The 13,634-nt window shown below is 60.9% G+C and carries 9 protein-coding genes and 2 pseudogenes; 4 read left to right on the top strand and 7 right to left on the bottom strand.

The genetic code is table 11. The features are described from left to right. Nucleotides 1-7: 7 nt before the first annotated feature. The 5 genes and pseudogenes from epsL to clpS form a co-directional block, all read right to left on the bottom strand. On the bottom strand, nt 8-1,240 hold the full coding sequence (epsL, locus tag E4Q23_RS06200) for an XrtB/PEP-CTERM-associated polysaccharide biosynthesis outer membrane protein EpsL (RefSeq protein ID WP_169065819.1): 1,233 nt from the start codon (nt 1,238-1,240) through the stop codon (nt 8-10). An 827-nt stretch (nt 1,241-2,067) separates the two neighbouring features. Continuing rightward, entirely contained in the window at nt 2,068-2,574 is a 507-nt protein-coding gene (locus E4Q23_RS06195; protein WP_169065818.1) for an ankyrin repeat domain-containing protein, read from the bottom strand. Nucleotides 2,575-2,815: 241 nt separating this feature from the next. Beyond that, nucleotides 2,816-3,310: a ribonuclease E activity regulator RraA gene (rraA, locus tag E4Q23_RS06190; RefSeq protein ID WP_169065817.1), complete on the bottom strand. Its 495-nt coding sequence runs from the start codon at nt 3,308-3,310 to the stop codon at nt 2,816-2,818. A gap of 79 nt (nt 3,311-3,389) precedes the next feature. Next, nucleotides 3,390-5,649 (bottom strand): annotated as a pseudogene (gene clpA / locus E4Q23_RS06185) (ATP-dependent Clp protease ATP-binding subunit ClpA). Further along, nucleotides 5,650-5,959: pseudogene (gene clpS, locus E4Q23_RS06180) on the bottom strand (ATP-dependent Clp protease adapter ClpS). 260 nt (nt 5,960-6,219) lie between these two features. On the opposite strand from clpS, the gene E4Q23_RS06175 reads away from it, so the two are divergent. Then, nucleotides 6,220-6,423: a cold-shock protein gene (locus E4Q23_RS06175; RefSeq protein ID WP_042335273.1), complete on the top strand. Its 204-nt coding sequence runs from the start codon at nt 6,220-6,222 to the stop codon at nt 6,421-6,423. A gap of 84 nt (nt 6,424-6,507) precedes the next feature. On the opposite strand, the gene moaC is transcribed toward E4Q23_RS06175, so the two are convergent. Continuing rightward, entirely contained in the window at nt 6,508-6,990 is a 483-nt protein-coding gene (gene moaC / locus E4Q23_RS06170; protein WP_169065816.1) for a cyclic pyranopterin monophosphate synthase MoaC, read from the bottom strand. A gap of 177 nt (nt 6,991-7,167) precedes the next feature. Between moaC and E4Q23_RS06165 the strand changes: the two genes are divergently transcribed. The 3 genes from E4Q23_RS06165 (at nt 7,168) to pabB (ending at nt 10,764) form a co-directional block, all read left to right on the top strand. Beyond that, nucleotides 7,168-8,622, top strand: a complete 1,455-nt coding sequence (locus E4Q23_RS06165) for a M48 family metalloprotease (protein ID WP_169065882.1) — start codon at nt 7,168-7,170, stop codon at nt 8,620-8,622. 50 nt (nt 8,623-8,672) lie between these two features. Next, the gene (locus tag E4Q23_RS06160; protein ID WP_169065815.1) at nt 8,673-8,900 is read left to right on the top strand and encodes a sulfurtransferase TusA family protein; all 228 of its coding nucleotides are present in this window, start codon (nt 8,673-8,675) and stop codon (nt 8,898-8,900) included. A 76-nt stretch (nt 8,901-8,976) separates the two neighbouring features. After that, a complete protein-coding gene (pabB, locus tag E4Q23_RS06155; RefSeq protein WP_169065814.1) occupies nt 8,977-10,764 on the top strand; it encodes an aminodeoxychorismate synthase component I in 1,788 nt (595 codons plus the stop codon). Here pabB and E4Q23_RS06150 read toward each other — a convergent pair. Next, on the bottom strand, nt 10,761-13,583 hold the full coding sequence (locus E4Q23_RS06150) for a valine--tRNA ligase (RefSeq protein WP_169065813.1): 2,823 nt from the start codon (nt 13,581-13,583) through the stop codon (nt 10,761-10,763). The two genes, pabB and E4Q23_RS06150, sit on opposite strands and share 4 nt — an antisense overlap. Between the last annotated feature and the right edge of the window lie 51 nt (nt 13,584-13,634).

The raw sequence follows: 13,634 nt of genomic DNA, 5'->3' as shown, positions 1-13,634 counted from the left end.
GAGGCTTTCAATATTTTGCGGTGGCGGAGATGAACACGATGCGGTCGCGGTAATCGAACGCATCGTAGTTGGAGTTGCGATCAGTCAGTGTGACGCCGGCATTTAGTTGCAGCCAGCGCGCTGGCGTGTAGGCCACATCGAGGCCTAGGCTGGAAGTGTCGTCCTGGCGCTGTTCAAGACCTGCCGGGAGCGGAATGATGGCCCCTCGATACGCTTGGAGCCCATAAGCGACCCGCCCATTTACGGTGATCTGGCTGGTCGCTGCCCACTGCGCGGCCAGCGTGATTTGGTCGAGGACGTAGTAGCTGGAGGTGAGTTGCTGGTATGCTTCCAGCTTTCGGTTGTAGCCAAAGCTGAAAACACTCTTGCCGCTGTAGGCATAAAGGTACTGCAGGTTGCCGACCCATCCGGCATAGTCGCGCTGCGAAAAGTGCTGATGCTGACGGTCCAGGTAGTCGAGCCGGCCTCGTAACTGACTGTGCCCGGTGAGGCGCCAATCAAGCTCGACGCCGTAGTTGTCCTGTGTGAATCCGTTGTCGTACTGGAATACGCTGTTCAGCAGGCGATTCGAGTAGTTTCCATCGAGGTGAACAGCGCGGGCCGTCGCGGTATTTCCGGACGCGGGGCGAAAACGCAAACCGAGCTCGTATCCGTTTGCGTCATAGTCGCCATCCGTGCGCGTGGGAACTTGATTGGTGAGGCTGGTGGACACGAGGCCGGCTACGGCAGCCCAGCTGGAATGAAACCAGTAGTTGGCCTCGAAACGCTCGACTTCCGTCGTCTGCACGTTTCGTCGACCGGCGCTGCGGTTGTCGGCGTAGTCGTTAGGCAATTCGCTACGCAGAAAGGACAGCGTTCCGGTCAGGCGCTTGCCCGCAGACCACAACCATTTGGCATCGTAGTTGACAGCGACAAAGTCGAGGTAGTCGTTGGTTTGATAGCGGTAGTCGACCATATTCACGTTGGCAATCAGACGCTGAACGCCAATGGTCTTGTCAAGATTGGCGCCGATGGTGGTGGTCGTGATGGTGTCCGCTTGCGGATCGGCGTCAGGCGGCCGGCGGAAAAGGTTGTCATCCCACTGCGCAGACACCGTCGCGGTCAAGTTGAACACATCGGCCTCATCCGCCGACAGCGGTGACGAGGATAGAAGGGCGCAACAGGAAATCATGGTCAGAGGCTTCGCACAGAAATTCATGAGTGGAAAACACCACCTGGTCTTGGCGCGCTTTTCGCGCACACCTTCGCGATCCAAAGCAAGAGGGTAGCTACGCCTATGCAAGGCGTCGGAAGTCTGTCTTGCCAAGGCATTGTCAAAACGATGCTGCCGGTGAAACAACTGAGGTTCATTTTGCATTACTGCTCTCCGTTAGGCGCGTGTGGTTTCTCACACATTGATGCAGATGGCTCCAGCACACCCGGCCAGCATCTCCGTCCTGAGTTCCGTTACATCATTGACTGCTGCTGCAAAGCGATGGCTTGTCGTACCAGGCAGCCATCTCCCTTGCACTACACCACCAGAACAGTTTCGCGTGACCCAATGACGGGCAGCTGACTCTGGCGGCGTATGACCGGGAGTGCCTTGCAAAAGTATCCCGGGCAAGCTGACGACGATTGGCGCTTGCGCTCTGTTGCTGTCGACGCTGCATTGCTCGCTATTGTGGCGCGCCGTGCTGGTCGTTGGCGGATCACTTGTCAGGGGGGGAGGCCGATCAAGTGATACAGCTCGCTGTGCTGGTTGACGCAAACGAACCCCCCGGTACGAAGATCAGGGGGGCGCGTTGGCCGCTTGCAGCGAGTGACTCTGGTATTTCGTCCAGGGATCGGCCGGAGGGAGCGTCACGTGATCCGCGGCGAGCAGTCCTTGCAGGCCGCAGAGCGATGCGCGCGAAATATTCCGCCCGGTCTTGCGATAGGAAAAGGGAAAAAGCAAGGGAAAGGGAAAGGGCTACCGGTTGACCGAAGGGAGAGCCAATGCACGCGCCACCACACGGCGACAGGCAGCAGACAGGACAGTGTTCACGACCGACCTCGCTGGGCACCGCTTGATCAGTCAGCGGTGAGCGGCTATTTCTTGTCCATGTCGCGCGCAGCACGGATCAGGTCGGCATCGAGGACGGAGGTGTCCGTTCCGTAGCAGCGGACCATCTCGATCTCCTCGAACACCGGGTGCTCGTCGTCAGTCTGTTCAGGTTTTCCCGTGCTGGCTTCGTAGTGCCGCCCTCGCCAGCGTGCGATCAGCATTTCTTGGTTGGTCAGCCCCGTCGCCATGCCCTTCGGGACTTCGGCGCCCATTTCGATCAGCGCCTTGATGACCTCGGTCCGGCGGCCGCGAACGGCCATCGACAAAGGCGAGGTGATCTGTGCGTTGTCGGCAGTATTGACTTTGGCGCCACGGCCGACCAGTTCGCGGACGATATCGACATGGCCCATGAAACAGGCAACACCAAGCGGCAAGCCCGGATCTCCCCGGCCATCTTCTATTTCTACTGGGGTCCCGGCGTCCAGGAGGGTCTTGACCTCTTGAAGGCGGCCTGTCCGGATGGCTTTGAGCAGGTCAATGGCAGCGGTCACAACTCATCTCCGATTTCTTGGCAACTCCACGGTAGCTAACCGGCGCAGTATCTTCTCTGTCAGTACTCTGGTCAACGCTTGCCGGGTTGGTTTTGAGGTGGTTTGAGAGCATCTTGTGAAGCCATCGTGCGCGATCTCACGATGCAACGCAGTCACCGCCGCGCCGGAAAAAAACGCCAGCGGCGATATCCACCGCAAGTGACCACCAGAGCTCCTCTTGAGTCGCCGGCGTCGGCGTCTGTCAAGCCAGCGGCTCGTCGCTGACGACCAGCCCGTCGCCATCGACATAGATCCATTCACCGGGTCGAAAAGTGACTCCGCCGAAGCTTACAGGCAGATCGCGTTCGCCGATACCTTTCTTGATACTCTTCAGCGGGTGCGTGTCGAGCGCGCGAACGCCAAGTTCAATTTCCTCAATGTCATCCGCGTCGCGGATACAGCCGTAAACGACGATTCCCTGCCAGCGGTTCCGCTGCCCCAGGATGGCCAGCTGATCGCCCACCAGTGCGCAGCGCATCGAGCCGCCACCATCGATGACCAGCACCCTGCCTTCGCCGCCTTCACCGAGTGCTTCACGAACCAGGGAGTTGTCCTCGAATACCTTCAGCGTGGCAATCTGGCCACTGAACGCGGGTCGTCCTCCGTAGCGCTTGAACATGGGCGCGACGACGCGGACGCTACCGTCGTGCGCCTTGCTTTCATTGTCGTCGAGGAGGTCGGCGGTTTTGAAACTCATGTGGTGTACCTCGTATGCTCGGTTCGTGTGCGGCCAAGCAGCGGCCGTATTTGCCCGTGACCAGTGCGGCTTGCCATCGTCAGGCGATGACCGCTGACGCTTCTTCGAAGACCAGTTTGACTTTCTTCTCTTCATCCAGGTCGACCGTGACGTGGCCGCCGTGTGCCAGGCGGCCGAACAGCAACTCGTCAGCCAGCGAGGCGCGGATGGTGTCCTGAATCAGCCGCGCCATCGGCCGTGCGCCCATCATCGGGTCAAAGCCGTGCGTCGCCAGGTGGTCTTTGATGGCCGTGGTGAACACGGCTTCGACTTTCTTCTCGTGCAGTTGCGCTTCGAGCTGCATCAGGAACTTGTCCACCACCCTCAGGATGACTTCGTGATCAAGAGACTTGAACGAGATCGTGGCGTCCAGCCGGTTACGAAACTCGGGTGTAAAGATGCGCTTGATCTCGACCATTTCATCGCCAGCCTGGCGTGTGGGGGTGAAGCCCATTGTTGCTTTCTGGATCGCTTCTTGCCCGGCGTTGGTGGTCATGATAATGATCACGTTGCGAAAGTCCGCCTTGCGGCCGTTGTTGTCAGTCAATGTCCCGTGATCCATCACCTGTAGCAGGATGTTGTAGATATCGGGATGCGCCTTTTCGATCTCGTCGAGCAGCAGAACGCTATACGGCTTCTTGGTAACGGCTTCGGTCAGCAGGCCGCCCTGATCGAAGCCGACGTAGCCGGGTGGTGCGCCGATCAGCCGCGACACCGCGTGCCGCTCCATGTACTCGGACATGTCGAAGCGTAACAGCTCGTTACCGAGGCAGTACGCCAGTTGCTTGGCGACTTCCGTCTTGCCGACGCCGGTGGGGCCCGAAAAGAGGAAGCTGCCGATGGGCTTGGCAGGGTTGCCAAGACCCGAACGAGCCATCTTGATTGCCCGGGCGAGGGCGTCGATGGCCGAATTCTGGCCAAAAACGATTGCTTTCAGATCGCGGTCGAGGTTGCGCAGGTTGTTGCGGTCGTCTGAGGAGACGTGCGTCGAAGGAATGCGCGCGATTTTGGCCACGATTTCCTCGATGTCGATCTTGCCAATCACTTTTTTTCTGCCGGGACTTGGGCAGGATCCGCTGTGCCGCTCCCGCTTCGTCGATGACGTCGATCGCCTTGTCCGGCAGGTGGCGGTCGGTAATGAAGCGCACCGACAGCTCGACCGCCGAACTCAGTGCGGCGGCGGAGTATTTGATGCCGTGGTGGGCTTCGAAGCGCGATTTCAAGCCCTTGAGAATGTCTACTGCTTCGGCACTCGAAGGCTCGTTGACGTCGATCTTCTGGAAGCGCCGCGACAGCGCATGGTCTTTCTCGAAAATGCCACGGTATTCGTTGTAGGTGGTTGCGCCGATGCACTTCAGCTGCCCTGACGAGAGCGCGGGCTTGAGAAGGTTGGACGCGTCGAGCGTGCCGCCCGAGGCCGAGCCGGCACCAATCAAGGTGTGGATCTCGTCAATGAACAGGATCGCCTCCGGGTTCTCGCTGAGCTGCTTGAGAACCGCCTTCAGGCGTTGTTCGAAGTCGCCACGATACTTGGTGCCGGCGAGCAGGGACCCCATGTCGAGGCAGTAGACGTTCGCCTTGCCGAGAATTTCGGGGATGTCGCACTCGACGATTCGCCGCGCCAGCCCTTCGGCAATCGCCGTCTTGCCGACCCCGGCTTCGCCGACCAGCAAGGGGTTGTTCTTGCGCCTTCGGCACAGGGTCTGGATGACTCGTTCGAGTTCCCGGTCGCGACCGATCAGCGGGTCGATCTTACCCTGGAGAGCAAGGGCATTGAGGTTGATGGTGTAGCTTTCGAGCGGTCCGGCGGCACTCTGTTGTTCGCCTTCGGGTTCGACTTCCGGCTCGCCGCGTGGTGTGCTCTGCGGAATTCTGCTGATGCCGTGCGAGATAAAGTTGACCACATCGAGACGCGTCACGCCCTGCTTCTGCAGGTAATAGACCGCGTGTGAGTCTTTTTCGCCAAAGATCGCCACAAGAACATTGGCACCGTTGACCTCCTTGCGGCCTGATGACTGGACGTGCAGGATCGCGCGCTGAATGACCCGCTGGAAGCCGAGCGTCGGCTGCGTATCGATGTCGTCTTCGCCCGCGACGGTTGGCGTGTGTTCGCTGATGAAGCGCGTCAGGTCCTTGCGCAGTTGCTCGATGCTGGCGCCGCAGGCGCGCATTGCTTCGGCTGCCGACGGGTTGTCGAGCAGTGCGAGCAAGAGGTGCTCGACAGTGATGAATTCATGACGTTTCTGTCGTGCCTCGACGAAGGCCATGTGCAAACTTACTTCAAGTTCCTGCGCAATCATTCAGTTTTCCTCCATGACGCACGCCAGGGGGTGCTGGTTGCTTCGTGCGAAGGCTGTGACCTGTTCAACTTTGGTGGCCGCGACATCGCGCGGATAGATTCCACACACGCCTCGTCCATCGGTGTGAACTTTGAGCATGATTCGCGTCGCGTGTTCTCGATCCATCTGAAAAAAACCGTTGCAGAACGACAATCACGAAATCCATCGGTGTGAAATCGTCGTTCAGCAACAGGACCTTGTAAAGACGTGGTGGCTTGAGCTGTGTGCGCTGCGCTTGGAGTAGGGAGTTGTCCTGATGCTGTGTCGCCATGGGTGAATTCTAACCAGTCTTTCCGGATGCGCAATACCGCCCTTCGCCAATTCTCGGTCGCGCTGGACGGCTTGGCAGGCGCCTGACGATAAAAACGCTTGACGCACCCGCCTGACTTCGCGTAAAAAGGTGCCATGTTTTTGTTCAAGACCCTGTTTGAGCGGTCTCGGTTTCTGAATATCCGTCAGAACAGTGCTTGAGTCAGAAGCATGCAAGTCGGGCTCCGCCCGGATTTAGTCTTTTTTCAAGGAAGTGGCAATATGGCAACTGGTACAGTTAAGTGGTTCAATGACGCCAAGGGTTTCGGCTTCATTACTCCGGATGATGGTAGTGAAGATCTCTTCGCCCATTTCTCCGCGATCACCATGGGTGGTTTCAAGACCCTCAAAGAGGGCGAGAAAGTTTCCTTCGACGTGACGCAGGGCCCGAAGGGCAAGCAAGCATCGAATATCGCGCGCGCCTGATTTTTTTGGGTGTGCAATAAGGGACCCGCCTCCGGCGGGTTTTTTTTTCGCGGTCTTTTCGGGTTCGTGGTCTGATGGCCGGCGTCAGCTCGCAGTCCAGTGCCCTGATTTGCCGCCGACTTTTTCAAGAAGCCTGATGTTTTCGATACGCATGCCGCGATCGACCGCCTTGCACATGTCGTAGATGGTCAGCAAGCCGATGCTGGCGGCGCAAAGGGCTTCCATCTCGACGCCGGTGCGACCTACACACTCCGCCCGCGTCAGGCAATGCACCGCGTTGGCCTTGCCGTCGATCTCGAAGTCGACGGAAACCTTGCTCAGCGCGAGTGGATGACACAGGGGAATCAACTCGGAGGTGCGCTTGGCGCCTTGAATGGCGGCAATTCGTGCGACACCGAGAACATCGCCCTTCTGCGCCGATCCGGCAACGATCAGCGCCAGCGTTTCGGGGCGCATCAGGATACTGCCGGCGGCTCTTGCCTGCCGGGCCGTCTCGGCCTTGTCGCCGACGTCGACCATTTGCGCCTGGCCTTCGGAATTGAAATGGGTGAGTGGACTGACTGACATAGGGGTATGGGAGACCTGGGAGTCGCTGCTGCTGGTGATACCTGCCAAGGGAATCAATTGGCAAGCAGCAGAGGGCGGGTGGTAACGCTTGGTAACAATCTACCAGAGCACTATTGGGTATGATAGCAAATCTTGCTCGGCGGACGCCGAGGCCGGCCGGGAGCTCTCGTGATCAGAATGATTTGTGCCGCAGTGTCCTTGACCGTTGCGGTTTTTTTGGGCAGTTCTTCGCCGCTCCGGGCGGAGGGACTTCCAGAGCTTGGCGACGCGTCGCGAGTCGACTTTTCGCCGCAACTTGAACGCAAGATCGGTGAGCAGATCTTCAATCAGATACGTGCGCATGAACCGAGTTATGTTGATGACCCCGAAGTCAGTGACTACCTGAATTCCCTTGGCGGCCGGCTGGTTGCGGCGAGTTCTAACGCGGCAGGCAATTACTATTTCTTTGCGATTCGCGACAACACGGTGAACGCTTTCGCGATGTTTGGCGGGTTCATCGGGGTCAACACCGGCACGCTCCTTACCGCACAATCGGAGTCCGAGCTGGCCGGCGTGATCGCTCACGAGATCTCGCACGTCAGCCAGGGTCACCTTGCCCGGCAGATCGCCAGGGAGAAGCAGAGCTCTATCGCCACCATGGTCGCCATGGCCGTTGGTGTTCTCGCTGCGCGCTCTAACTCGCAGGTGGCGACGGCGGCGATCGCTTCGGCGCAGGCGGCGTCGATACAGTCGCAATTGGCCTACAGTCGCGACTTCGAGCGTGAGGCCGATCGGCTGGGCTATCAGACGCTGGCCAAGGCCGGCTACGACGTGCGCGGCATGGGCGACTTCTTTGGCCGCATGCAGTTGGCCGGGCGGGTGTACGAGAACAACGCGCCGGTTTATCTGCGCTCGCATCCGCTGACTGTAGAACGTATCTCCGACATGCAGAACCGGTCGCAGAATGCCTCCTATCGACAGGTTGCCGACGGCGCTGATTTCTACCTGGTGCGCGCCAAGCTGCGGGCGCAAGCGGTGCCGCCTGGCGAGGCTGTCAGCGAATTCAGCAAGCAGTTGCGCGAAAAGAAATATGCTTCGGAGATGGCCACCCGCTACGGTCTCACGTATTCGCTGCTGCAGGCCAAGAACGTCGCCGCTGCGCAGAAAGAGCTTGGCGCGCTGCTGGCGCTCAAAGTGTCGTCGCCGCTGATCGCCGGGCTGGCGGCACGAACGGAAATTGCCGCTGGAAATCAGGCCGGCGCCGCGAAGATCTATCGCGACGCCCTGCAACGTTATCCACAGTCCAAGGCTTTGGTTTACGGGTACGCTGAAGCTCTGCTGGCGGGGCGGCAATACGAAAAGAGCTTGCAGTTCCTGGAATCGCAGCTGCAGCTCTACAGCTCGGACTACAAACTCTACGGCTTGCAGGCGAAAACTTACGCGGCGCTAGGCAAGCGCCTGCAGCAACACCGTGCACAGGCAGAGTTCTACCTGCTGCAGGGGCAGTTGGGTGCGGCGGTTGAACAGTTGCAGTTCGCGCAACAGGCGGGCGACGGCGACTTCTACGAGAAGTCCGCGGTCGACGCGCGTCTGCGCGACCTGCGCGTGCTGCTGGCCGAAGAGGCGAAAGAGAAGAAGCTTAATGGCGGATAGAGTGCTTCGAACGCTTAGAATACGCCCTCAATTCTGTTCTGGACCTGACCATGCATTGCGATCGAGAGCTCGACGTCAAGGGGTTGAAGTGCCCACTGCCGATTCTGCGGACGAAGAAGGCGCTATCCGAGATGGCGCCGGGTGAAGTGCTGCACGTACTGGCGACTGATCCGGGTTCGGTCAAGGACTTCCAGGCTTTCGCCAAGCAGACCGGCAATGAGCTGCTGTCGAACGGCGAAAGCAATCAGATCTTCGAGTTCTACCTCAAACGCAAATAGAGCCAGGTGTCTGCGGAGTAGCGCTTCAGTCGGCTCAGCGGCGCGCGCATTGCACGCACGGTCGATGCGCTGACTGATGCTTGCCGGCCCTCCGTTCGCGCTGTTTGACGGCGACGCCGGCAGCGCCGTTCTGCTGACGGGTTTGCAGCGCTCCTTCGCTGTTGATGCTGGCGCCGATCCTCGGGCCGCGTTCGGCGCGATTGAAGCGGCGCTCGCGCTTGGTCAGTGGGTCGCTCTGGCGGCCGACTACGCGCTGGGCGCATGCTTCGAGGCGACGGTTCCGCCAGCGCCCTGCGGCCGGCCGGTGTTGCGGGTCTGGCTGTTCGCCGACGCTCGCCTGCTCGATGCGCAGGGGGTCGACGTTTTTCTTGCCGAGCAGTTGGCGGCCTTGCCCGAGTACCAACAGACGGCCGGGGTGGCCGACGTGTCTGCGGCGGTCGATGCCGAAAAGTACGCTGCGCAGGTCAGCCAGATTCGGCGCTGGATTGGCGACGGCGATTGCTACCAGATCAACCTCACTTTTCCGCTGACTTTCGCGCTTTACGGACACCCGCTGGCGCTCTATGCGCGCTTGCGCGAACGTCAGCCGGTTCGCTACGGTGGCTTTCTCGGCTGCGGCGAGGAAACCCTCCTTTCCTTTTCGCCGGAGTTGTTTTTCGAGCGTGTCGGCGAGCGGGTCGTGACCCGGCCGATGAAAGGAACGGCACCGCGCGGCCGGACAGCGCTCGACGATCAGGCGAATCGGGCGGCTCTGCTGGCGTCGGCCAAGGAGCGGGCAGAAAACGTCATGATCGTCGATCTGCTGCGTAACGACCTGGGACGCCTGGCGCAGCCCGGCAAGGTGCAAGTCGAAGCCTTGTGTGAAGCGGAGGCCTACCCGACCCTGTGGCAGATGGTGTCTACGGTCGCCGCGGACCTGCCAGGCGTCGGCATCGCCGACCTTTTTGCGGCCCTGTTTCCCTGCGGTTCGATCACCGGCGCACCGAAAATCAGGGCCATGCAGCGCATCGCAGAGCTCGAAGCGTCAGCGCGCGGGCTGTACACCGGCAGCCTGGGTTGGCTGGCGCCAAATGGCGACGCTCGCTTCAATGTCGCCATTCGTACCGTCGCAGTCGCTGCCGACAGCCAGGCCCGACTCGGTGTCGGCAGTGGTATCGTGATCGATGCCGATGCGGCGCGCGAGTACGCGGAATGCCTGTTGAAAGCGAGCTTTCTGACGGCTTTCGATCCGGGTTTCGAGCTCGTCGAAACGCTGCGCCTGGAAGGCGGCGTGTATCCACTGCTGGACCTGCATCTCGAGCGCCTGCAGGCGTCCGCCCGTAGCCTCGGTTTTGTCTGCCGGTTGGTGGAGGTTTCCGCGGCGCTGGCCGCCGCCGCGGCGGCGCGACCGCAAGCCTTGTTTCGCGTTCGTCTGACCCTGGCACACGATGGCGGCTGCCGTGTCCTGGTCGCCGCATTGCACGAAGATACCGCGAAGCGGTGGCGCGTCTGTCTGGCTGCCGAAGCCCTGCCTGTCGACGACTACCTGCTGCGTCACAAGACCACGGCGCGCGCCCGCTACGACCGTACGCTGGCGGCACTGGCGGCACGGCCAGTGTTCTTCGACGCCATTTTTCTGAATACTCGCGGCGAGGTGTGTGAAGGTGCGCGCAGCAATGTTTTTGTCGAGCGCGACGGCGTGCTGCTGACGCCGCCGCTGGCCTGCGGACTACTGCCCGGCGTCATGCGGCGCACGCTGCTCGAGTCCGGACGCGCGGTCGAGCAGGTGTTGCGCCGCGAGGATCTGCTGACAGCGCCGGCCTTGTACGTCGGCAACGCCTTGCGTGGGCTGTTGCCGGTGGTGCTTGACGATGAACCGGGTTAGCGGCGCAAGCGTTCGCGTTGTGGCGTGAGTTTCTCCAGCGTTGCCAGGTAGTCGTCGAGGCGCTTCTTTTCCTGTTCAACCACGGCCGCCGGTGCGCGCGCGACGAAGCTTTCGTTGGCGAGTTTGGCTCTGGCCTTGCTGATCTCGCCGCCGAGGCGGGCGATTTCCTTGTCGAGTCGCTCGCCTTCGACGGCGGCGTCGATTTCGACCTGCAGCATGAGCCTGGTCTGGCCGAGAATGGCGGTCGGTGCGCTGGCGTCGGTGGGCAGGTCGTCGACGATCTGCATATCGGAAAGTTTGCAGAGCGGCTTCAGGTAAGGCGCAAAAGCGGCCAGTGCAGCGCTGTCGCCACTGGCGAGCAGCGGCACTTTTTGCGCTGGCGAGAGATTCATCTCGCCGCGCAGGTTGCGGCAGGCGTAGGCCAGATCCTTCAACTGCTGGACGCTCGCTTCGCTGGCCAGATCGATCTTCTCCGGTTGTGCCTGCGGATAGGCGGCGAGCATCACCGAGTCGTGCGTCTTGCGGCCGGCAATCGGCGCCAGGGCCTGCCAGAGTTCTTCGGTAATGAAGGGCAGCAGCGGATGCGCCAGGCGCAGGACGGTTTCCAGCACCCGTGCCAGGGTCCGCCGTGTGGCGCGGATTTCCTGTTCGCTGCCCTGCTGCAACTGGACCTTGGAGAGCTCGACGTACCAGTCGCAGAACTCGTCCCAGACGAACTCGTACACCGAGCGCGCCAGGAGGTCGAAGCGATAGTCGGCAAAGTGCTGCGCGACCTCGGCTTCGGTGCGCTGCAGCTTGCTGACGATCCAGCGGTCGGCGAAGGAGAAGCTCAGCGCCGGCGAGCAGCTCTCCGCGGTGCAGGCAGCCAGGCCCAGGTCATGCTCGGCGGTGTGCATCAGCACGTAGCGTGTCGCGTTCCACAGCTTGTTGCAGAAATTGCGGTAGCCTTCGCAGCGGCTGAGGTCGAACTTGATGTCGCGACCGGGGCTGGCCAGCGACAGGAAGGTGAAACGCAGGGCGTCGGTGCCGAAAGCCTGAATGCCGTCGGGGAACTCCTTGCGCGTGCGCTTCTCTATCTGCGCCGCCTGCTTGGGGTTCATCAAGCCGCTGGTGCGCTTGCCAATCAGGGTGTCGAGATCGATACCGTCAATGAGGTCGATGGGGTCGAGGACATTGCCTTTCGACTTGCTCATCTTCTGGCCTTCGGCATCGCGGATCAGGCCGTGCACGTAGACGTGCTTGAAGGGGATTTTTCCGGTGATATGGCGGGTCATCATCACCATCCGTGCGACCCAGAAGAAGATGATGTCGAAACCGGTGACCAGCACCGTAGACGGCAAATACAGATCGAGCGCGGTATTCGTCTCGGCTGGCCATTGCGGCGTCCAGTCAAGCGTCGAGAAGGGCCACAGCGCCGACGAGTACCAGGTGTCGAGGACGTCGGGGTCGCGCGTCAGAGGGCCGCTGTAGCCCTGTTCGTCGGCCTGCGCCCTGGCTTCCCCTTCGTCATGGGCAACGAAGATGCGCCCATCCTCTCCGTACCAGGCGGGGATTTGGTGGCCCCACCACAACTGCCGCGAGATGCACCAGTCCTGGATGTTGTTCAGCCACTGGTTGTAGGTGTTGACCCAGTTTTCCGGGAAGAACCTGATTTCACCCGCGGCCACGCATTCAAGGGCCTTGCCGGCGATGCTGCTGCCGTCGGCTCCGGCCTTGCTCATGGCTACGAACCATTGGTCGGTGAGCATCGGTTCGATGACCACGCCGGTGCGGTCGCCGCGCGGTACTTTCAGGGTATGCGGCTCGATCTTGTCGAGGAAGCCCTGCTTTTCGAGGTCGGCAACGATCTGCTGGCGCGCGGCAAAGCGATCCATACCCTGGTAGCAGGCCGGCGCATTCTCGTTGATGCGCGCGTCGAGCGTCAGGATCGGGATGATCGGCAGCTGGTGACGCTGGCCGACCGCGTAGTCGTTGAAGTCGTGGGCCGGCGTGACCTTGACACAGCCAGTGCCAAACGCGAGATCCACGTAGGCGTCGGCAATGATCGGAATCTCGCGCTCGCAAAGTGGCAGTTTGACCATCTTGCCGAGCAGGTGCCGGTAACGCTCGTCTTCCGGATGGACCATCAGGGCGGTATCGCCGAGCATCGTTTCCGGTCGCGTCGTGGCCACGGTCAAGGTCGCGCTGCCGTCGCTCAGCGGATAACGGATGTGCCAGAGATAGCCCTGTTCTTCCTCCTGCGCGACTTCGAGGTCGGAGACCGCGGTCTGCAGCACGGGATCCCAGTTGACCAGGCGTTTGCCGCGGTAGATCAGGCCTTCCTGGTAGAGGCGGACGAAAGTTTCGGTGACCGTCGTGGACAGGCCGGCATCCATCGTGAAGCGTTCGCGGCTCCAGTCAGGAGACGTACCAAGGCGACGCATCTGCCGGGTAATGGTGTTGCCTGAAAACTCTTTCCACTGCCAGACTTTTTCGAGGAACTTCTCGCGGCCGAGGTCGTGTCGGGAGATTCCCTGTGCGTCGAGCTGACGTTCGACGACGATCTGGGTGGCGATGCCCGCATGATCCGTCCCCGGCTGCCACAGCGTGTTGTCACCGCGCATGCGATGGTAACGGGTGAGCGCGTCCATGATCGCCTGGTTGAAGCCGTGCCCCATGTGCAGGGTGCCGGTGACGTTTGGCGGCGGCAGCAGAATACAGAAGGCGTCTGCGGGTTTTTTGTCGGTATCAAGGCCGGCGCCGAAGTAGCCTCTGGCTTCCCATTCGGGGTACCAGCGACGCTCGATATCAGCCGGTTCAAAGCTCTTGGCGAGTTCCATGGAGGAGGGTGCGGGTGGATTTCAGGAGCGCGCATTATAGCGGATCGCGCT

This window comes from Candidatus Accumulibacter phosphatis (assembly GCF_012939955.1).
GTDB lineage: Bacteria > Pseudomonadota > Gammaproteobacteria > Burkholderiales > Rhodocyclaceae > Accumulibacter > Accumulibacter delftensis.
The sequence above is the reverse complement of the archived record's forward strand: the minus strand, read 5'-3'. Positions and strand labels throughout refer to the sequence as shown.